Raw genomic sequence first — 19,498 nt, 5'->3', positions numbered from 1 at the left:
CTAACCAAATGAAAAACCGTGCTGGCAATTGATCTCGTTTGACTCGGATTATCCCGGCTAAATCATCGCAAACCGCGCTGATTCACACCCAAATCCCCCCTGAACTGCCTATTCGTTTACGCCTGTTGTCAGCGCAATCTTCTCGCTGGCAGGCACCCGCGCCAGCTGCCAGTGGGCGATGCCCCAGTCGACGATCTCGTCCACCCGGCTCGCCATCAGCTCGGGGGGCGGGCACTGGCCGAGAAAGTGCAGCGCCTGCCACAGGGCCGGGCGCACCTCATCCTGTGCCAGCGCTGGTGCGTGATTCTGCTTGGAGAGCTTGTTGCCGTCGGCCTGCACCGCCAGCGGCAGATGCACCCAGGCGGGCACGGGGGCGCCCAGGGTCTGGTAGAGGGCAATTTGGCGCACCGTCGGCTCCAGCAGATCGGCACCGCGCACTATCTCGGTGATGCCGCAATCCATGTCGTCCACCACTACCGCCAGGTTGTAGGCATAGAGGCCATCGCGCCGACGCACGATGAAATCTTCCTCGGCCAGCGCCGCCGGCACCGCAATGCGGCCCTGCAGCCCATCCTCGAAATCGTACACCGGATGGTGCTGGCGCACGCGGGCGGCACAACCCTCTGCCGTGAGGCCAAGGGTGCGGCAGTGGCCGTTGTAAAAGCCGCCGCTCGCCATGATTTCGCGCCGGGTACAGCGACACCAGTAGAGATCGCCGGCCCGGTAGAGCTGGTCGATGATCTCGTCATAGCGGCCGTGGCGCCGGCTCTGGTACATCACCTCGCCATCCCACTGCAAACCATGGGCCTCCAGGGTCTGCAAAATGAGCGGGGCGGCCCCCGCCATCTCCCGCGGCGGATCGATATCTTCGATGCGCACCAGCCAGCGCCCCTGTCGTGCCCTGGCCTGCAGGAAACTGCCGAGCGCCGCGATCAGGGAGCCGAAGTGAAGCGGGCCTGAGGGGGAGGGGGCAAAGCGGCCGATATAAGGGCGGGTCTGGGACGAGGGGATGGTATTCACGGGCATGCGGATTCGGGCAAACGGGACATTGAGGCTGCATTCTGGGACGGCCCGGCCAAAAGCTCAATAAAAAAGGGAGCCCGCGAGCTCCCTTTTTTCTGTTATGCCAGAGGTCGGTATCAACCGGCCATCTGTTTTTCCTTGATTTCAGCCAGGGTCTTGCAGTCGACACAGAGGTCGGCGGTGGGTCTGGCTTCCAGACGGCGGATACCGATCTCGATACCGCAGTGTTCGCAGTAACCGAAGTCATCGTCTTCGAGCAGCAGCAAGGTTTTCTCGATCTTCTTGATCAGCTTGCGCTCACGGTCGCGGGTACGCAGTTCAAGAGCGAACTCTTCTTCTTGCGCGGCGCGATCCACGGGATCCGGAAAGTTGGCAGCCTCATCCTTCATATGGTCAACGGTGCGGTCAACTTCCTGCATCAGTTGGTTGCGCCAGGCTCCCAGGATCTTGCGAAAATGTGCCTTTTGTTGGTCATTCATGTACTCCTCACCCGGTTTTTCCTGGTAAGGCGCCACACCCGCAATGGCCAGGGGGCCCAGAGATTTCCTGTTTTCGCCTGTTGGCATGCCCTGTCTCCTAATTCAGCACGCTACCCGTGCCATCCATAAATTGAGGGCGACATCTATAGCAGAAGGGTAACTTGGAGGCAAACAAGCCGTACCAATAATGTTACCCACTCCAACATTTATTCGCTGCCCTCGGGTAGCAGGTGACAAGATTCAAACGGGATAAAATCTTGGGCCACCATGCTCTGCACCCCAACATGGGGTCGATAGCATAAAATTTCAACCCCTGCCGTAATTGCTTGCTCAATAAGCAGACTATAGTGCGGATCTATATGCGCTGCCGGGCGCATTCTCACGATTCCGGAGTGCAAAACCATAAATAACAGCACGGCTCTGTGGCCGGCCGCTTTCATGGCCATTAATTCACGCAAGTGCTTGGCGCCACGGGTGGTGACTGCATCGGGGAAGTAGCCCATGCCGGCTTGCTCCCGCTCGTCGAGCAGGGTCACCGATTTCACCTCGATATAACAGGCCGGCCGGTGGTCATCTTCCAGCAGCAGATCGATGCGACTGTTCTCTTCGCCGTATTTCACCTCGGTGCGCAGCCTGGCATAGCCGCGCAGCGGGGCGAGGGCATCCTGCTCGATCAGCTCCCGGGCTAGCTGGTTGGCGCGCGCCGTGTTGACGCAGATGAAGTGACCGGCCGGGCTCTCGGCGATCTCCCAGCTGTGGGGCAGCTTGCGCTTGGGGTTGCTTGAGGTGGAGTACCAGACCCGGGTGCCCGGCTCGGCGCAGCCGGTCATGGCGCCGGTATTGGCGCAGTGGATGGTGATCACCTCGCCGTTGTCGAGCTGCACATCGGTTAGGAAGCGCTTGTAACGGGAGACAAGCTGCCCGGATTGCAGGGGGGGATCGAAGATCATGGTATGGCTCTCTTAAACGATGAGTCTGGGCATGGCCGCCGGTCAGGATGCCATTTTCTCTCTGGCCCGCAGCGGCCAGCAGGCGAGGGGCTCGTAGCGCACCCCGTCCGGGGTGGAAAGGGATTGATAGAGGCAGAAGCGGTCGGCCTGCAGCACGAAATCGGGGGCGGGCAGCAGCGCCGGCGGTTCGCTCGCCTTGCGCGACAAGGTGACGTGGGGGCGATAGCCCTGCTCGCCGTTGCCAAGCCCCAGCTTCTCGCCGTGGCGACGCAGCGCCCTGGCCAGCACGGTGAGCTCGTTGGGCCACTCCGTCGGGCCAACCCAGGCGGCCTTGGCGCGGCCGAACCAGCCGGTTTCGTTGAGCGCTATGGTGAGCGGCGGGCAGTGCTGGCGCTCGACGGCGGCCATCAGGCGGGTGGTGGTGAGCGGATCCGCTTCGCCGAGGAAGGCCAGCGTCAGGTGGAGATTGGCGGCGGGCACCGGTTGACCCGGCCAGGGCAGCTGGTCGCGCCAGGCGACGAGATCGGGTGCCAGCGCCTCGGCGGGCAGGGCAAAGAAGAGTTTGGCCATTCGGGTGAGCATGCCTCTTTCATGCAGACAGGGTGGCCCATTCTAGGGCAGCCACTGCATCCTGTCTCGCCGGCCGACATCCGCTCACGGTGGCCGGCCAGGCTGTGGCAGAATAGGCGCCGCTTTACGACTTGCAACAAGAAGGTGCAGATCCCTTTGTCTTCCCTCCCCATAGTGTCGGTGCTGCCCGCACTCTTTGCCGCCATCGACAACCATGCCAGCGTGATCCTGCAGGCGCCCCCCGGCGCGGGCAAATCGACCCTGCTACCGCTGGAGCTGGTGCGCCAGAACCGGCTGCCCGGTCGGATCATCATGCTGGAGCCCAGACGTCTGGCGGCGCGCAACATCGCCGGCTTTCTGGCGCGCCAGCTCGGGGAGAAGGTGGGCGAGCGCATCGGTCTGCGGGTGCGCGGCGAAAGCCGCACCAGCGCAGCCACCCGGCTCGAGATCGTTACCGAAGGGGTGCTGACCCGGATGCTGCAGCAGGATCCCGAGCTCACCGGCGTCTCCCTGGTCATCTTCGATGAGTTCCACGAGCGCAGCCTGCACGCCGATACCGCGCTGGCCTTCGCCATCGAGAGCCAGCAGGGATTGCGCGATGATCTCAAGCTCTTGGTGATGTCCGCCACCCTGGATGGCATGGCGCTGGAGCGGCTTTTGCCGGAGGCCCCGGTGGTTCGCTCCGAGGGGCGCGGTTTTCCCATCGACTACCACTATCGCCCCGCCAATCGCCAGCAGTGGCTGGAGCCCCAGGTCGGCGCCGTGGTGCTGGAGGCGCTGGCCGCCCACGCCGGCAGCCTGCTGGTGTTCCTGCCGGGCCAGGGGGAGATCGAGCGGCTGGCGCAGTGGCTGGAAGGGCGGCTGCCGGACGAGGTGACCCTCGCCCCCCTCTACGGCCGCCTCGACATGGCGGCCCAGCAGGCGGCCATCGAGCCGGCACCTGCGGGGCGCCGTAAGCTGGTGCTCACCACCAATGTGGCGGAGACCTCGCTCACCATCGAGGGGATCTCAGTGGTGGTCGACAGCGGGCTGGAGCGGCGCGCCTCCTTCGACATCAAGAGCGGCGTCACCCGGCTGGAGACCCGCCCCATCGCCAAAGCCTCCGCCACCCAGCGGGCGGGTCGTGCCGGTCGTCTCGGCCCCGGTGTCTGCTACCGGCTCTGGAGCAGCGAGGTGCAGGAGCGCCTCGCCGAGCAGAGCCCGCCGGACATCCTCACCCAGGAGCTGACCGGTCTGTTGCTGGACGCCGCCCAGTGGGGGGCCAAGGTCGAAGAGCTGCCGCTGCTGGACATGCCGCCGGCCGCCGCCGTGGCCAGCGCCCAGCGGCTGCTGGTGGCCCTCGGTGCCATGAAGCCGGAGGGTGAGCAACAACTTACCCCGGCCGGCCGCGCCATGGCGGCCTTCGGTACCCATCCCCGGCTTGCCCGCATGCTGCTGCGTGCGCGCGAGCTGGAGACGGAGGGTCTGACAGGGATTGTCGCCGATGCGGCTTTCCTGGTGGCGCTGCTGGAAGAAGATCTGCGAGGATCGGAGCGCCTCTCCGTGTTGTTCCACCGCCGCCAGGGGGCCCTGCGCCAGAGTGCGGCGCGCTGGTTCGAGCGGCTCGGCGCCCGCCCCGCCAGTGCGCAGGGGCAATGGTTGGGGCTGCTGTGCGCCCTCGCCTGGCCCGATCGCATCGGTAAACTGCGCAGCGGCAGCCGCTATCAGCTCAGTGGCGGGGTGAGCTGCGATCTGGTAGAAGGTCACCCTTGTCAGGGGCAGGGGGCGCTCATTGCCATCGAGATGGGCCAGAACGAGCGCGGCAGCCGCATCTTCATCGCCGAACCGATAGAGCTGGATGAGCTGGTGCGCCAGCTGCCCGAGCTGGTGAGCGAGCGCCAGTGGTTCGACTGGGACGAGCGTGAGGAGCGGGTACGGGCTGAACGCCAGCAGGTGCTCGGCGAGCTGGTGCTGAGCCAGCGGCCGCTGACCGATCTCTCCGATGAACAGAAGGGGCGCTGCCTGCTGCAGGGCATTCGGCGCAAGGGGCTGCATGTGCTGCCCTGGGATGACGCCAGCGAGGGGCTGCTGGCCCGATTGCGCTGTGCCCGCGACTGGTTGCCCGACGAAGGGTGGCCGGCCATGGACGAGGCGAGCCTGCTGGCCGACCTGGAGCAGTGGCTGCTGCCGGCGGTGAGCGGCATGACCCGGCTGGAGCAGTTGAAAAAGCTCGATATGAGCGACATCCTGCGCCAGTCGCTGCCCTGGCCATTGCCCAAACGGCTGGACGAGGCGCTGCCCGGCCACTTTAGCGCGCCGACCGGCAGCCGGGTGCGGATCCGCTATCAGCCGGGTCAGGCGCCGGTGATCCCGGTGCGCATTCAGGAGATGTTCGGCCAGGCCGCGACCCCGTGCGTGGCCGATGGCCGGGTGGCGCTGGTGGTGGAGCTGCTCTCCCCGGCTCAGCGGCCGCTGCAGATCACCGCCGATCTGGCCGCTTTCTGGGCCGGCTCCTACGAGCTGGTGAAAAAAGAGATGAAGGGACGCTACCCCCGCCACTACTGGCCGGACAATCCGCTGGAGGCGATGCCGACCAGGGTCACCAAGAAGAAGATGGGGTTGTAGGTTCGATTGGCCAAGTCAGATCGGACGTTCGCGAATGCGACATAACAAGTAGAAAGGAAAGCAAAGAGGATTTATGGCAACGCAACGACGCAAGCGCACCCCCAAGAAGGCCGCGCCCAAACGCACCATCTGGCGCACGCTGTTCTGGCTGGGCTTCAAGCTCTCCCTGGTGGGAGCGGCCTTCATGGTGGTGTTTGGCATCTACCTCGATACCAAGGTGCGTGAACGCTTCGACGGCGAGAAGTGGCAGTTGCCGGTGATGGTCTACAGCCGGCCGCTGGAACTCTATCCCAGCCAGCGCCTCTCCCAGGCCCAGATGCTGCGCGAGCTCAACATGCTGAGCTACAAGCAGGTGCGCCAGCCCCATACCCCGGGCGAGTATGCAGTGAGCGGCAACCGCATCGAGCTTATCCGCCGGCCATTCGAATTCCATGACGGGGCCGATGCCGCCCGCGGCCTGCGCCTCACCTTCAACGGTGCGCGGCTGGAGGGGATCCAGTCGCTGGAGAACCAGCGTCAGCTCGGCTACGCCCAGATGGACCCGGTGTTGCTCGATCGCCTCAACACTGAGGATCGGGAAGACCGCCTGCTGGTGCGCATCGCCGAGGTGCCGGACAGCCTGCTGATCACCCTGCTCACCACCGAGGATCGCGACTTCTACCAGCACGGCGGCGTCTCGCCGGTGGCCATCATGCGCGCCATGGCGGCCAACCTGCTGGCGGGTCGCACCGTGCAGGGCGGCAGTACCCTGACCCAGCAGCTGGCCAAGAACTTCTTCCTGACCCGGGAGCGCAGCCTGTGGCGCAAGGCGCAGGAAGCCTACATGGCGGTGCTGATCGACTATCGCTACAGCAAGGACGAGATCCTGGAGGCCTATCTCAACGAGGTCTATCTGGGGCAGAACTTCTCCCAGGGGGTCTATGGCTTCGGGCTCGCCTCCTACTTCTACTTCGGCATTCCGGTCAACGAGCTGGACATCGATCAGGTGGCCCTGCTGGTGGGCATGGTGAAGGGGCCCTCCTATTACGATCCCTGGCGCTTCCCGGAGCGGGCCAAGGCGCGCCGTGACCTGGTGCTCAAGCTGCTGATGGATCACGGCAGCCTGCAACCAGCCGAGTATGAACTGGCCAGCAAGCAGCCGCTCGGCATCATTACCCGCGGCCAGATGAGCTATGGCCGCACCCCGGCCTTCATGGGCCTGCTCAAGCGGGAGATCCAGAGCCGCTTCGGTCCGGATCTGCTCAAGCAGTCCGGCCTCAAGATCTTCACCAGTCTGGATCCCATCGCCCAGCACGCCGCCGAGCAGGCGGTGGAGTCGGGTCTGGCCCAGATCGAGAAGCTGCGCGGCAAGAAGAAGCTGGAGGCGGCCATGGTGGTCTCCGACTGGCACAAGGGCGAGGTGGTGGCCATGGTGGGGGCCGGGATCCGCGCTATGCCGGCTTCAACCGGGCGCTGGATGCCCGTCGCCAGATAGGCTCGCTGGTCAAGCCCGCGGTCTACCTGACCGGTCTCTCCAACGGCCTGACCCTGGGCACGCCGCTCAAGGACCAGCCGATCCGCATTCGCGGCAAGGATGGCCAGATCTGGACCCCGCAAAACTACGATCGCAAGTTCCGCCAGAGCGTGCCGCTGATGGATGCGCTGGCCAGCTCCCTCAACGTGCCGACCGTCAATCTGGGGCTGCAGGTGGGGCTGGACAAGGTGGTGGACACCCTGCACAAGCTGGGGGTGGAGCAGGAGATCCAGCCCTATCCCTCGCTGGTGCTGGGGGCGGTGGCGCTCTCGCCGATGGAGGTGAACCAGATGTACCTGCCCATCGCCAACCAGGGGCTGACCCAGCCGCTGTCGGCGATCCGGGCGGTGGTCAACAGCGACGGCAGCAAGCTCTATCAGCATGACGAAGCAGCCAAGCGGGTGACCGATGAGCAGGCCAGCTGGCTGACCCTGTTCGCCATGACCAAGACGGTGAGCCAGGGCACGGCGCGGGCGCTCGGTGCCAAGTTCCCCGGCGCCACCATGGCGGCCAAGACAGGCACCACCAACGAGCTGCGCGACTCCTGGTTCACCGGGCTCGACAACAACGAGCTGGTCAGCATCTGGGTCGGTCGCGACGACAACACCCCGGCCGGGCTGACCGGCGCCAGCGGTGCCCTGCAGCTGTTCAGCGGCTACATGAGCCAGCGCGGGGTCAACAGCCTGGCCATGAACATGCCGCAAGGGGTGAGCTGGGCCAGCTTCTCCCGTGCCAGCGGCACCCGGGTCACCAGCGACTGCCCCGGCAGTCTGCAGGTGCCGGCCAAGCTGGCCGGGCTGGCCGAGCCCATGGGCTGCGCCAGCCCGGTGTCCAGCCCGGCCAATGCGCTGGACAACTGGTTCAACGGTTTCTTCAACTGACCGCGGCGGGCAGCCTTGGCTGCCCGCTTGCCCGGAGTGCTCATGTCACATCCTCTGTTCGATGCCATCCACCACGTGGCCATCATCGCCAGCGACTATGCGCGCTCGCGCCACTTCTACCACCAGGTGCTGGGGCTGCCCATCATTGCCGAGACGCTGCGCGAGGAGCGCCAGTCGTGGAAGCTGGATCTGGCGCTGCCGGACGGCAGCCAGCTGGAGTTGTTCAGCTTCCCGGCACCGCCCCTGCGCCCCTCCCGGCCGGAGGCGTGCGGCTTGCGCCACCTGGCCTTTCGGGTCGCTGAGCTCGACCGGGTCATCGCCCATCTGCAGGGCCATGGTGTCGAGGTGGAGCCGGTGCGGGTGGATGAGCTGACCGGCAAGCGCTTTACCTTCTTCGCCGACCCCGACGGCCTGCCGCTGGAGCTCTACGAAGCGAGCCGCTGAGGCAGACCTGCCGCGAGCCCCATCACCCCATAAAGAGCAGAAGCCGCCCGGTTAGCCGGGCGGCTTCTTTCATGGTGTGCAGTGCGTGAGGGGCGATCAGGCGGTGGTGAGCAGGGTCACCGCGACGGCCATCACCAGCATGCCGACCCAGCCGATGGGCTTGAGCCGCTCGCCAAACAGCAGCAAGCCACCGAGGGCGGTGCCCAGGATGCCGATGGCACCCCAGGTGGCATAAGCCACGGCCAGATCGATCTTGCCGGTGCTCACCGCTTCCGACAGCAGGGTGAAGGCACACAGCACCAGCAGGATGCCGAGAAATCCCCAGCCTTTGTGACGAAAACCCACCGAGCGGTTGATCGCCATGTTGGCGCCGATATCCAGCAGGGCTGCCCCCAGTACGATGATCAATGGGTGCATACGGCCTCCTTGGCAGCGCCAAGGCTGCGAGCACTGCCAGTACCTGCAGCTGGTTTGTCATGGGCAGTGCCAAGACGGCGGATGCTGCCGGTGCCTGTGGTCGGTTCGTCATGGGTTTCACCCATTGTCACCAGAACAATACCCACTATGGCCAGCGCCAGTCCGATCAACTCCTGAGCATTCAGGTGGTAGTCGAGGAACAGCACGGAGACGACGGTGATCAGCGCGATCCCCAGCCCCTCCCAGAGCGCGAAGGCAATACCAATGGAGATTGTTTTGGCGGCTTTGGCCAACAACAGATAGGAGAAGGAGATGAGTAGCCACATCGGCAGATAGTTGAGCCAGCCGGCCTCGTTCTCCGGGATCATGGCCATGCTGGAGGTCCCGGCGACCTCGGTCAGAATGGCGCCCGTCAGAAAGATGCGGGCCAGGAGCATGCGATTGAATAACATAAAATGTCCTTTTGTTGCTGCGACGGGGCCATGATAGCCGCAGCCCGCTCAGGCGGCAGAATCGCTGAGCGTCGACAATTCAGACGCTGACGGTTTGCCTTGCTAGAAGGGGGCAAGGTAAGGTGAATATCGGATACCCTGCTCACGACCCAGATCATGAAGCTCTACCAGATACAACTCTTTGTGGAATCAGCCAGCAGTGGCTCCATTGCCAATACAGCGCGCCGGCTTGGCAAGAGTCGCAGCGCAGTCAGCACGGCGATAGCGGCGCTTGAGGTTGAGCTTGGCGTCGAACTTTTTGAACGAGGCGCCAACCAGAGCCGATTGACCGAGATCGGCGAGCAGGTGCTGGACGACTGCAAGCGGCTGCTGCAGGCCGCCAACAGCCTCAAACTCAAGTGCGAACACTACGCCTCCGGCGCTGAGGTAGCGCTGCGGGTGGCGCGAGATGACGCCATTCCCGAGGCGGTGTGGCGGGAGATGCTGGGGGCGCTGCGCCACCAGTTTCCCGGCACCAGCATCTCGCTGGTGCTGGCCTCGCCGCCGGAGCTACCCGCGCTGGTGGAGGAGGGGTTTGTCGACGCCGCCTTCGGCCTCATCACAGAGGAGCAGGAGCGCAGCGGCCTCAACATCGAGGTGCTCAACCCGATCCGCACCCTGATGGTGGTGGCCCCGAGCCACCCGCTGGCCAGCCTGAAGCGGGTATTGCAGCAGGATCTGACCGGTCATACCCAGGTCACTCTTTCCTATGTGGACGAATTTTCGGTCAAGAGCCTGTTGCCCATCGGCGGCCACCACATCGGGTTGTCGAGCTTCGAGCTGATGCGCGATGCGGTGCTTGATGGCCTCGGCTGGGCCGTGCTGCCGTCGCCGCTGATCCAGAGCCAGTTGCGGCAAGGGGAGCTGCTGACCTTGAAGCACAAGTTCAGCCTGCAGTGGCGCGACTACGGTGTCTATCTGTCGGAAAATGCTTATCACGGCAAGGTGTTGGCGTGGCTGAGGAAGGCAATCCAGGCCTATCTCGAACCGTTCGAATAAGCCAGTTGGCGCTGGGCGGGCACGAGGGGGCAAGTGCAGGGGCTTGTGATCCATCACTGCCTGATGGTACATACTGTCAGTACCCTCATGCAGCGCCTGGAGGCGTGAACGATATGAGCAGTGCCCAAGACAAGGACGAGCTCTGGCTGGATGACGACATCATCGAGCTGGATGACGATGAGGCCGTGGTGACCAAGGCGATCAACCCCTGGCAGGTGTTGATCGTCGATGATGAGCCGGACATTCATCATGCCACCCGGCTGGCACTTTCCAACATTCAGTACAAATCCCGCCCGCTTGAACTGCTCAATGCCTACAGCGGCGCCGAAGCGGCCCGCATGCTGCTGGCCAACCCGCGCATCGCCCTGATCCTGCTCGACGTGGTGATGGAGACCGAGGATGCCGGCCTGCGGCTGGTGCACCAGATCCGCAACGAGATGCACAACAGCCTGGTGCGCATCGTGCTGCGCACCGGCCAGCCGGGGCAGGCCCCGGAGCAGCGGGTGATCCTCGACTACGACATCAACGACTACAAGACCAAGACCGAACTGACGGTGCAGAAGCTCTACACCACCGTCATCGCCTCCCTGCGCTCCTACGAGACCCTCTGCGCCATCGACAAGAGCCGGCAGGGGCTCGGCAAGATCCTGGAGGGGGCGGGGGATCTCTATCATCTGCACTCGCTGCGGGAATTTGCCTCCGGCGTGCTCAAGCAGATCAGCGCCATTCTCGACGTGGGCACCGAAGGCGCCATCTGTGCCGAACGCCGCCCCGGCTCGCAGGAGCTGGAGATCCTGGCGGCCACCGGCGACTATGAATCCCTGCTGAGCGATGTGCCGCTCAGTGCCTTCCCGGCCCTGCACGACTCGGTGATGAGTGCGCTCGCCAACCGCTGCAACCGCTTCGAGCATCCTCAGGATGCGCTCTATATCGCGGCCCAGAACGGGCGCGAGTTCGTGCTCAATTTCACCCCCACCCAGCCACTCGATCCGCTCGAGTGCGATCTGCTGGACGTGTTCTGCCAGCGCATCTCGGCGGCATACGACAACCTCTATCTCTACAACCAGCTGCTGCGCGCCCAGGAGGCGACCGTGGTGGCGTTGGCGGCGCTGGCGGAGTTTCGCGACTCGGATACCGGCGATCACGTGCTGCGGGTGCAGAAGCTCTCCGATGCCATCGTGGCCGAGCTGCAGCAGGCGGGGGCCTATCCCGACGAGCTGACGCCGGGCTTCGTCGACATGATCGGCATGGCCAGCATACTGCACGACGTGGGCAAGGTGGGCACGCCGGACCACATCCTGCACAAGCCGGGTCGGTTCGAGCCGGATGAGCGGCTCATCATGGAGCAGCACGCGGACATTGGCGCCAGCATCTTGCACAAGGCGGGGGAGATGGTGGAGGGCACCAGCTATCTGTCGCTGGGGGCCGAGATTGCTCGCGGTCACCATGAACACTTCGATGGCAAGGGTTACCCGGAGCAGCTGGCCGGCCAGCAGATCCCGCTGTCGGCCCGCATCGTGGCCGTGGTCGACGTGTTCGATGCCCTGCTCAGCAAGCGTCCCTACAAGGAGCCCTGGTCGCTGGCCCAGACCATGGAATATATCCTGTCACGCTCCGGCAGTCAGTTCGACCCCCAGGTAGTGCAGGCGCTCCAGCGTTTGGTCAGCCAGTCGCGGCTGCCATACGAGCTGTGACACCGGATGGAAACAACAAAGGGGCCATTGGCCCCTTTGTTGTTTTGCGCCACCGGGTCGATCCGGTCAGCGCGGCGCGTAGCGTGTGCGGGGCTGCTGCCGGCGAAACGGCAGCAATACCAGGCTGAGCAGCAGATCGCCAAGCAGAGCTGCGAGCAGGCCTGCCGCCATGCCGCAGACGATGGCGGCCTGCTTGAGCGGCACCACGTAGCTGTAGTTTTGCAGGGTATCCTGCCAGAGCTGGGGCTCGGCGCGCAGCAGCAGGTGGGAGAGTTGCCGGTACCAGGGATGGTGCTTGTAGACGCTCTCCTGCTGCAGGGTCTGGCGCTGGCTGACCAGCAGCTGCAGGCTGGCGGCATCCTTGGCGAATACCGGATCCGGGTTGGTGCGGTAGTGGTTGACCAGGGCCGTCAGATCGCCGTTGAAATGCTGATCCGCCGTCTCCTGAAAAGGGGCCAGGCTGAGGCTGGCCTGTTGCAGGCGGGCATCCAGCCGCTGGTAGTAGAGGTCGATCAGACCCGGGATCTGCACGCCGGCCAGCAGGCCCAGGGCAAACAGCATCATCCGAAGGTAGCTGCGCATAGCACTCGTCATCTCGCGAAATAGAGGGACTCCATACTAGCCGCAAGGCTGCAACAGGCCAAGCCGGCAGGGGACGCGCCGGCTTTCCGGATAGGAGGCATGACCCTTTTCTCCCTCGTTTGTGTGATTCACGTCACGCTTTTTATGCTTTAAAATACGGCCCCATTTTTCGGGGAGGAGAGTTCGTATGCGCAAATTTATACCCTGTTATCTGTTGGGTGGTCTCATCGCCATCAGTTGGGCCGCACTGCCCGATCACGGCCCCTGGGATCAGTGGGATCTCGCCGTCTTCCATCTGGTCAATGGCTGGCTGGGTCAGGCCCAGTGGTGGGTCGATCTGGTGGCCGTGACCAACAACCGGCTGTTCGATCTGGCGGTACTCTCCTGCATGGGGCTGATCCTCTCTCGCTGCTTCTGGCGTGCGGACGAGCAGGGACGCCGCCGGCTGGTGGCCATGGGGATCGTCATGCTGCTGGGGGCCCTGGTGATCAACCAGTTCGGTCATCTGCTGCCGGTCAGCCGGCCCAGCCCGACCCTGACGGTGACGGATGCACTGCGGGTCACCCAGCTCAGCGGGATCCCGACCAAGGATTCGTCCAGCGACAGCTTCCCCGGCGATCATGCCCTGTTCCTGATGATCTTCGCCGGTTTTGCCCTGCGCTATCTGCCACGCTGGGCCGGGGTGACGGCGCTGCTGATGGTGCCGCTGTTCTCGGCGCCTCGCATCCTCTCCGGTGCCCACTGGCTGACGGATGTCTATGTCGGCGCCCTCTCCTTGACCCTGCTCTGTCTGCCGCTGTTGCTGTCGACCGGGCTGTCGGATGCGCTGATCGGCTGGATCGCCCAGCGGCTGCCACGCCTGCCGGGCTGGCAGTGGCTGGCGGGCAAAACATCGGCGAGTCAGCAATAAAAAAGAAGGTCGGTGCATACCGGCCTTCTTTTTGTCTACTTCCCGCCGGTGACTGTGGTCGTCGCGAAATGACCATGACTACCACCGGCGGCCCCAGGCCTGCTGGCCCTCATAGACAAGTATTAGCAGATTCGTTCGGGCGTGCTCGTCATGACTTTCTCCAGATAATCGTTTGCATGGGCTGAATGCTTGATCCTGACCAAGATTTTTTATTTTTGCTGCCTTAGAATCGCCGCCCGTTGCTGGAGAACTCTGTATGTTAATTAATCTTTTGCGCCTGATATTCATCATCTGCGCCCTGGTGTTCATCTTCATGCTGGTACGGGCCTGGTGGCACAAACGGCAACAGGGGGAGCTGGAATCGACCCCCTTCTGGCCGGTGGCGGCCATCGGTTTTGTCGCCAATTTTCTCGATACCCTGGGGGTTGGCAGCTTCGCGGTGAAGACCGCCTGCTACAAGCAGTTCAAGCTGATCGACGATCGGCTGCTGCCGGGCACCCTCAACGGTCAGTGCGTGTTGCCGACGGTCACCCAGTCGCTGATCTTCATCGGCGCCGTGCAGGTGGATCCGCTCACTCTCATCGGCATGATGGTGGCCGCCGCTGCCGGGGCGGCTTGGGGGGCGCGCCACGTTGCCTCGTTCGATCGCCAGACCATCCGGCTGGTGATGGCGGTTTCCCTGCTGGTGGTGGCCGGCCTCATCTTTGCGGGCCTGCTGGGGCTGTTCCCCCTCGGTGGCGATGCCATGGGGCTGACCGGTTACAAGCTCGGGATCGCGCTGCTCGGCAACTTCATCTTCGGCGTGTTGATGAACGTGGGCATCGGCCTGTTCGCCCCCTGCATGACCCTGGTCTATCTGCTCGGCATGAATCCGCTGGCGGCGTTTCCCATCATGATGGGCTCCACCGCCGTGCTCAGCGTCTTCTCGGCGGGCACCTTCATCCGCAAGGGGGCCTTCGATGCCAAGGCGGTGCTGGCGGTGGCCATCTTTGGCCCTGTCGGCGTGGTGCTGGCGGCCATGCTGGTCAAGTCGATGGACATGGCGATGCTCAAATGGCTGGTGGCCTTCATCGTCATCTATACCTCCTGGACCATGTACGCCTCCTGGCGGGCGGCGCGGCGGGAACTGCAACCCCGGCTGGCAGGCGTCACTGGTTAGCCAGTACGGCGCGTGTCGGTGCTGGCCGTGGAGTATTGATGTGATTGCAGGCCTTTGGCGTTATCTATACCTCCTGGACCTGGTACGCTTCTTGGCGGGCGGCGCGGTGGGTGCCACAACCCCGGCTGGCAGAGGTCGCAGGCTGGCCTGCACCAGCGCCGCTTCAGCCCTGGCCCCCAGAAACACATAGAGGCCGAGGGCCAGCAGCAGCCCCACGGCGCACCCCATCACACCCACCGCCGGCCAGAGCAGTTCGCTCTGGCCGAGTGACCCCTTGAACAGCAACAGCAGCCCCTCGATGGAGACCGCGATCAAGATGGCGGCGATGAAGCGGGTAATGGTGCGGCGAATGGCGCTGTGGCGAAAGATGTCCTTATGCAGCAGCACCTCCTCTTCCAGAATGGTTTTGCCCAAGTCGAACACCGCCAGCGCCAGGGTCAGGAAGATGATGGCACTGAAGGCCCCCAGCCGGTTCTGCTGCGCCCCGCACAGCAGCAGATAGAGCTGCTCCAGCCCGTGCCAGATGAGCGTCGCGACGATCAGAAACAACGCCAGACTCAGTACCACATAAACCCCCTTGAACCAGGGCATGGCCCGACGTCGTTCCCTGTCCCCCATCAGCCAGGCGATGAGCTGGTTCAGACAGAGGGTCAGCTCACGGCCCTGGCCTCTCACGATTAGATGCAAACGGGCTTGCGGCGCCGGTACCGGCGGCAGGATCCCGAGTGGTTCCCGGCTGGGTGCCTGGTTCAGAATAAAGGGATAACTGCTGAGTGAATCGGGCGATGCCGTGAGCAGTCCCAGCAGCAGGGGGGCCAGTTCGGCTTCGTACTCCTGATAGCGTCGCAGCACATCGATGGGGCTCATTTCCGCCATATACACCTCGCTCAAACGGGCTTGCATTCAACTTGCAGGGTGCAAATTGTGGGCCTGTTTTATGACGAGCAGAGGGGCGGGATATGCACCGTTTGGTGACAGAGCCGCACCGCTTGCACAAATGCTGCACCAACATCGGGCGTACCGGGGGAGGCCGAAAGGCGCCGAAGCGGCAATGAAAAAGGGCCCGTGAAGGGCCCTTTTGCGACAAGCGGCGGCTTAGCCGGCCAGCTTGGCGAAGCTGCGTTCGGCGGCGGCTAGAGTGTGTTCAATCTCCTTGTCGCCGTGGGCCAGCGACAGGAACCCGGCCTCGTAGGCGCTCGGTGCCAGATAGACGCCCTCTTCCAGCATCAGGTGATAGAAGCGCTTGAAGCGTTCCATGTCGCAGCGAGTGACCTGCTCGTAGCGGGTGATCTCGGGCTCGTCGGTGAAGAAGAAGCCGAACATGCCGCCCACGTAGTTGATGGCAAGCGGGATGCCATGCTTGGCGGCGGCGGCTTTCAGCCCTTCGGCAACCCGGGCGGTCTTGGCGCTCAGCTGCTCATAGAGGCCCGGCTCCAGCAGCAGATCCAGCATGGTCAGACCGGCAGCCATGGCCACCGGGTTGCCGGAGAGGGTGCCGGCCTGATAGACCGGGCCGGTCGGGGCGATGTGCTGCATCACTTTCTTCTTGCCGCCGAAGGCGCCGACCGGCATGCCGGCACCGATGATCTTGCCGAGGGTGGTGAGATCCGGGTCGATGTTGTAGTGGCCCTGGGCGCCGCGCAGGGAGACGCGAAAGCCAGTCATCACCTCGTCCAGGATCAGCAGGGCGCCAAACTCGTCACAGATGGCGCGCAGCCCTTCCAGGAAGCCGGTTACCGGCGGGATGCAGTTCATGTTGCCGGCCACCGGCTCGACGATGATGCAGGCGATCTCGCTGCCGTATTGGGTGAAGGCTTCGCGCACCGAGTCCAGATCGTTGAACACGCAGGTGAGGGTGTGCTTGGCGAAATCAGCCGGTACGCCCGGGCTGTTGGGCTGACCCAGGGTCAGCGCGCCGGAGCCGGCCTTGACCAGCAGGGAGTCGGCGTGGCCGTGGTAGCAGCCTTCGAATTTGACGATCTTGTCGCGGCCGGTATAACCGCGGGCCAGCCGGATGGCGCTCATGGTTGCCTCGGTGCCGGAGTTGACCATCCGCACCTGCTCCATGGAGGGGACGATCTGGTGCACCTTCTCGGCCATCAGCACTTCGATCTCGGTCGGCGCGCCGTAGCTCAGTCCCTTCTCCACCGCCTTGATGACGGCGGCCTTGATGGCCGGGTGGTTGTGACCCAGCAGCATGGGGCCCCAGGAACCGATGTAATCCACATAGGCCTGGCCATCCACGTCATAGAGGTAGGCGCCATCGGCGTGATCGATGAAGCGGGGTGTGCCGCCGACCCCATTGAAGGCGCGGACCGGTGAGTTGACGCCGCCCGGAATGGTCTGGCGGGCCTGTTCAAACAGCTGATCTGATTTTGACATGGATCATCCTTAATGGGATTTTGGTCGTCACACAGGCGCAGGTGGCCGATTGCGGCTCGGCAGTCGGGGGGAGCTGGAGTATGCTTGCGCTCTTGACTCCCTGGCCAAGGACTGCCCCGTGTTAAATGAAACGGGCCGACTATAGCAGAAAGGCCCGGTGCTGGGCAGCCGGGCAGCAGGCTGGATGTCGTCACCTCCGTCAGCAAACGAATGTGGTTTTTTTCATGTCGCAACAAGCTTTCTCCTCTGCCGAACCGCTCTCGCCTCCCCGTGGCCCCGTCCTGCGGCGGATCATTCATCAAGACAAGATGCCCCTGCTGGTGCTGCTGTTGGCTGCGCTGGTCGGCACCCTGGCCGGGTTGGTCTGCGGACTGTTCGAGTCCGGCGTGCACTGGCTGGCACAGCAGCGTGTCGACCTGCTGGCCGATCGCTCCTGGTGGCAGCTCGGCCTGCTCGGCTTTGGTTTCAGCGCCTTGCTGGGTTGCATTGGCTATTTCCTGACCCATGCCTTTGCGCCGGAGGCGGGTGGCTCCGGCATTCCCGAGATTGAGGGGGCCATGGACGAGCTGCGCCCGGTACGCTGGTGGCGGGTGTTGCCGGTCAAGTTCTTCGGCGGTATCTGCACCCTGAGCTCCGGCATGGTGCTGGGGCGGGAAGGCCCGTCGGTACAGATCGGCGGCAACCTCGGCAAGATGGTGGCAGATATCTTCCGGCTGCCGAAGGAGCATGGCCACGCCCTGCTGGCAGCCGGGGCGGCGGGCGGTCTGGCCGCGGCCTTCAATGCACCGCTGGCGGGGATCCTGTTCGTGATGGAGGAGATGCGCCCGCAGTTTCGCTACTCCTTTCTGGCCATCAAGGCGGTGGGCATCTCCGCCATCATGGCGACCCTGATGCTGCAGAACATGAAGGGGCAGGGGGCGGTGATCAGCTTGCCTCACTACGATGCGCCGGCCCTGAGGACGCTCTGGCTGTTCCTCTTTATGGGGGCCGCTTTCGGCGTGCTGGGTTTCGTCTTCAACAAGCTGGTGCTGGCCTGTCAGGATGGTTATCTGGCGCTGCATCAAAACAAGCGCCATCGCTTCGTGGCCATCGGGACGCTGGTGGCGGGGACCTTCGGCGTGCTGTCGCTGGTTGCCCCGGCGGTGACCGGCGGCGGTACCGAGCTCATCCCCCATCTGATGGGCGGGGAGTATGCGATGGCCACCCTGTTCCTCATCTTCTCCATCCGGCTGGTGGCCACCTTGGTCTGTTTCTGCTCCGGCGCACCGGGCGGGGTGTTTGCCCCGACCCTGGCGCTAGGCACCCTGTTCGGGGTGGTGTTCGGCCACCTGTTCCATGCGGCCTTCCCGGAGCTTGGCATTGAACCCGGCGCCTTTGCCATTGCCGGTATGGGCGCGTTGTTTGCCGCTACCGTGCGTGCCCCCATCACGGGGATCGTGCTGGTCACCGAGATGACCGACAACTATCAGCTGATCTTGCCCATGATGATCACCACGGTCGGTGCGACCCTGGTGGCGCAGTGGTTGGGGGCCGCCCGATTTATTCCCAGATCCTGGAGCGAACTTTACGGCTTGCTGCGCGTCAAAAGCGGGGAGAAAGCGGCGTCACCGCCGGTTAACCCTTTGTCTGCCGGCCTGAATCTGCTTGAGTCGCGTATAGTGAAGGGAGTGTGGCCGCAGTATGCGCAGTAACAAAAGAGGCCTTATGTCCCAGATAGTGAAGTGGTTGGCAGTGCTGATGGTGGGGGCGCTCATCGGCTATTTCGTCGGTAATCGCCAGGAGCTGGCTCAGAGCAGCCTGTTGACGGTTCAGCAGGAGACGCTGGAGCGCCAGGCCAAGGCCATTGGCCAGCTCAAGGGCGAGCTCGGCATCAAGGAGACCCTGCTGGCTACCCAGAAGGCAGCATTCGAGCAGTTGCAACAGGCGCTCAAGGATCAGGAAGCCCAGGTGCAGGAGCAGAAGCGCCAGCTGGCTTTCTTCGAGCGGATCATGCGTCCCACCGGCGAGCAGGTGGGGGTGGTGATCGACAACCTTACCCTGCAGGAGACCAGTATTCCCGGCCGTTATCACTATCGGCTGGCGCTGACCCAGCCCGCCAAGAAGCGCGAGCTGTTTCGTGGTCAGGTACAGATAAAGGTGGAAGGCAGTCAGGGCGACAAGCCCAGAACCCTCGGCAGCCGCGAGCTGGGTATGAAGGTGGGGGAGGGGCGCTATGCGCTGCGTTACTTCCAGCTGCTGGAAGGCAACTGGCAGTTGCCGGAAGGCTTTGTACCGGATCGGGTACGGGTCACCATCGGTAAGGATGGTCGGCAACCGGCCCAGGAGCTGCTGGCTGAATGGCGCGAGGTAATCAAGCCGCTGGTGGTCGCTCCACCGGCTCCCGTACCGGCCGCACAGTAA

The 19,498-nt window shown here is 63.9% G+C and carries 16 protein-coding genes and 2 pseudogenes; 9 read left to right on the top strand and 9 right to left on the bottom strand.

Features of this window, described 5'->3' with window-relative positions:
- Positions 1-108 precede the first annotated feature (108 nt).
- The 4 genes from gluQRS to thpR all read right to left on the bottom strand — a co-directional run bounded on the left by gluQRS (position 109) and on the right by thpR (position 3,022).
- Positions 109-1,026 (bottom strand): tRNA glutamyl-Q(34) synthetase GluQRS, encoded by a 918-nt coding sequence (gene gluQRS / locus E5E97_RS00090; RefSeq protein ID WP_171279657.1) that lies wholly within the window; start codon positions 1,024-1,026, stop codon positions 109-111.
- 113 nt (positions 1,027-1,139) lie between these two features.
- A complete protein-coding gene (gene dksA / locus E5E97_RS00085; protein ID WP_005304459.1) occupies positions 1,140-1,589 on the bottom strand; it encodes an RNA polymerase-binding protein DksA in 450 nt (149 codons plus the stop codon).
- Positions 1,590-1,708: 119 nt separating this feature from the next.
- The gene (sfsA, locus tag E5E97_RS00080; protein WP_011707277.1) at positions 1,709-2,452 is read right to left on the bottom strand and encodes a DNA/RNA nuclease SfsA; all 744 of its coding nucleotides are present in this window, start codon (positions 2,450-2,452) and stop codon (positions 1,709-1,711) included.
- A 42-nt stretch (positions 2,453-2,494) separates the two neighbouring features.
- Positions 2,495-3,022, bottom strand: a complete 528-nt coding sequence (gene thpR / locus E5E97_RS00075; protein WP_162517982.1) for an RNA 2',3'-cyclic phosphodiesterase — start codon at positions 3,020-3,022, stop codon at positions 2,495-2,497.
- A gap of 156 nt (positions 3,023-3,178) precedes the next feature.
- On the opposite strand from thpR, the gene hrpB reads away from it, so the two are divergent.
- The 3 genes and pseudogenes from hrpB to E5E97_RS00060 all read left to right on the top strand — a co-directional run bounded on the left by hrpB (position 3,179) and on the right by E5E97_RS00060 (position 8,464).
- Complete coding sequence (gene hrpB / locus E5E97_RS00070; protein ID WP_171279656.1) at positions 3,179-5,626, top strand: ATP-dependent helicase HrpB; 2,448 nt, start codon at positions 3,179-3,181, stop codon at positions 5,624-5,626.
- 73 nt (positions 5,627-5,699) lie between these two features.
- Positions 5,700-8,020, top strand: a pseudogene (mrcB, locus tag E5E97_RS00065) (penicillin-binding protein 1B).
- A gap of 42 nt (positions 8,021-8,062) precedes the next feature.
- Positions 8,063-8,464 carry a VOC family protein gene (locus E5E97_RS00060; RefSeq protein WP_039214513.1) on the top strand — a complete coding sequence of 134 codons (402 nt, stop codon included), beginning with the start codon at positions 8,063-8,065 and terminating at the stop codon, positions 8,462-8,464.
- 96 nt (positions 8,465-8,560) lie between these two features.
- On the opposite strand, the gene E5E97_RS00055 is transcribed toward E5E97_RS00060, so the two are convergent.
- Both E5E97_RS00055 and E5E97_RS00050 read right to left on the bottom strand, forming a co-directional pair.
- The gene (locus E5E97_RS00055; protein ID WP_011707272.1) at positions 8,561-8,881 is read right to left on the bottom strand and encodes an SMR family transporter; all 321 of its coding nucleotides are present in this window, start codon (positions 8,879-8,881) and stop codon (positions 8,561-8,563) included.
- Complete coding sequence (locus E5E97_RS00050; protein ID WP_171279655.1) at positions 8,869-9,333, bottom strand: SMR family transporter; 465 nt, start codon at positions 9,331-9,333, stop codon at positions 8,869-8,871. Before E5E97_RS00050 ends, E5E97_RS00055 begins: the two co-directional genes overlap by 13 nt.
- Before the next feature lie 156 nt (positions 9,334-9,489).
- Between E5E97_RS00050 and E5E97_RS00045 the strand changes: the two genes are divergently transcribed.
- Positions 9,490-10,371 (top strand): LysR family transcriptional regulator, encoded by an 882-nt coding sequence (locus E5E97_RS00045; protein ID WP_011707270.1) that lies wholly within the window; start codon positions 9,490-9,492, stop codon positions 10,369-10,371.
- Positions 10,372-10,484: 113 nt separating this feature from the next.
- Entirely contained in the window at positions 10,485-12,065 is a 1,581-nt protein-coding gene (locus tag E5E97_RS00040) for a response regulator (RefSeq protein ID WP_045789066.1), read from the top strand.
- A gap of 66 nt (positions 12,066-12,131) precedes the next feature.
- On the opposite strand, the gene E5E97_RS00035 is transcribed toward E5E97_RS00040, so the two are convergent.
- A complete protein-coding gene (locus E5E97_RS00035) occupies positions 12,132-12,659 on the bottom strand; it encodes a DUF2937 family protein (protein ID WP_045526141.1) in 528 nt (175 codons plus the stop codon).
- 175 nt (positions 12,660-12,834) lie between these two features.
- On the opposite strand from E5E97_RS00035, the gene E5E97_RS00030 reads away from it, so the two are divergent.
- Together E5E97_RS00030 and E5E97_RS00025 are read left to right on the top strand one after the other, a co-directional pair.
- Positions 12,835-13,557 (top strand): phosphatase PAP2 family protein, encoded by a 723-nt coding sequence (locus E5E97_RS00030; protein WP_171279654.1) that lies wholly within the window; start codon positions 12,835-12,837, stop codon positions 13,555-13,557.
- A 256-nt stretch (positions 13,558-13,813) separates the two neighbouring features.
- Positions 13,814-14,716, top strand: coding sequence for a sulfite exporter TauE/SafE family protein (locus E5E97_RS00025; RefSeq protein ID WP_029304893.1), 903 nt, complete (start codon positions 13,814-13,816; stop codon positions 14,714-14,716).
- A gap of 60 nt (positions 14,717-14,776) precedes the next feature.
- Here the strand turns inward: E5E97_RS00025 and E5E97_RS00020 are convergent, their stop codons facing one another.
- Positions 14,777-15,592, bottom strand: coding sequence for a hypothetical protein (locus tag E5E97_RS00020; protein ID WP_171279653.1), 816 nt, complete (start codon positions 15,590-15,592; stop codon positions 14,777-14,779).
- Positions 15,593-15,811: 219 nt separating this feature from the next.
- Positions 15,812-17,098 (bottom strand): glutamate-1-semialdehyde 2,1-aminomutase, encoded by a 1,287-nt coding sequence (gene hemL, locus E5E97_RS00015; protein ID WP_171279652.1) that lies wholly within the window; start codon positions 17,096-17,098, stop codon positions 15,812-15,814.
- A 224-nt stretch (positions 17,099-17,322) separates the two neighbouring features.
- Between hemL and clcA the strand changes: the two are divergent.
- Together clcA and E5E97_RS00005 are read left to right on the top strand one after the other, a co-directional pair.
- Positions 17,323-18,716: pseudogene (clcA, locus tag E5E97_RS00010) on the top strand (H(+)/Cl(-) exchange transporter ClcA).
- An 86-nt stretch (positions 18,717-18,802) separates the two neighbouring features.
- Positions 18,803-19,498: a DUF6776 family protein gene (locus tag E5E97_RS00005; protein ID WP_171279650.1), complete on the top strand. Its 696-nt coding sequence runs from the start codon at positions 18,803-18,805 to the stop codon at positions 19,496-19,498.

The organism is Aeromonas sp. 2692-1, from assembly GCF_013085505.1.
In the GTDB taxonomy this organism is placed as follows: Bacteria; Pseudomonadota; Gammaproteobacteria; order Enterobacterales; family Aeromonadaceae; genus Aeromonas; species Aeromonas hydrophila.
The sequence above is the reverse complement of the archived record's forward strand: the minus strand, read 5'-3'. Positions and strand labels throughout refer to the sequence as shown.

Bases quoted from the DNA above. Each gene is read 5' to 3' on its own strand.
- gluQRS (WP_171279657.1), bottom strand. From the start codon at position 1,026: ATGCCCGTGAATACCATCCCCTCGTCCCAGACCCGCCCTTATATCGGC.
- dksA (WP_005304459.1), bottom strand. From the start codon at position 1,589: ATGCCAACAGGCGAAAACAGGAAATCTCTGGGCCCCCTGGCCATTGCG.
- sfsA (WP_011707277.1), bottom strand. From the start codon at position 2,452: ATGATCTTCGATCCCCCCCTGCAATCCGGGCAGCTTGTCTCCCGTTAC.
- thpR (WP_162517982.1), bottom strand. From the start codon at position 3,022: ATGGCCAAACTCTTCTTTGCCCTGCCCGCCGAGGCGCTGGCACCCGAT.
- E5E97_RS00060 (WP_039214513.1), top strand. From the start codon at position 8,063: ATGTCACATCCTCTGTTCGATGCCATCCACCACGTGGCCATCATCGCC.
- E5E97_RS00055 (WP_011707272.1), bottom strand. From the start codon at position 8,881: ATGCACCCATTGATCATCGTACTGGGGGCAGCCCTGCTGGATATCGGC.
- E5E97_RS00050 (WP_171279655.1), bottom strand. From the start codon at position 9,333: ATGTTATTCAATCGCATGCTCCTGGCCCGCATCTTTCTGACGGGCGCC.
- E5E97_RS00045 (WP_011707270.1), top strand. From the start codon at position 9,490: ATGAAGCTCTACCAGATACAACTCTTTGTGGAATCAGCCAGCAGTGGC.
- E5E97_RS00040 (WP_045789066.1), top strand. From the start codon at position 10,485: ATGAGCAGTGCCCAAGACAAGGACGAGCTCTGGCTGGATGACGACATC.
- E5E97_RS00035 (WP_045526141.1), bottom strand. From the start codon at position 12,659: ATGACGAGTGCTATGCGCAGCTACCTTCGGATGATGCTGTTTGCCCTG.
- E5E97_RS00030 (WP_171279654.1), top strand. From the start codon at position 12,835: ATGCGCAAATTTATACCCTGTTATCTGTTGGGTGGTCTCATCGCCATC.
- E5E97_RS00025 (WP_029304893.1), top strand. From the start codon at position 13,814: ATGTTAATTAATCTTTTGCGCCTGATATTCATCATCTGCGCCCTGGTG.
- E5E97_RS00020 (WP_171279653.1), bottom strand. From the start codon at position 15,592: ATGGCGGAAATGAGCCCCATCGATGTGCTGCGACGCTATCAGGAGTAC.
- hemL (WP_171279652.1), bottom strand. From the start codon at position 17,098: ATGTCAAAATCAGATCAGCTGTTTGAACAGGCCCGCCAGACCATTCCG.
- E5E97_RS00005 (WP_171279650.1), top strand. From the start codon at position 18,803: ATGTCCCAGATAGTGAAGTGGTTGGCAGTGCTGATGGTGGGGGCGCTC.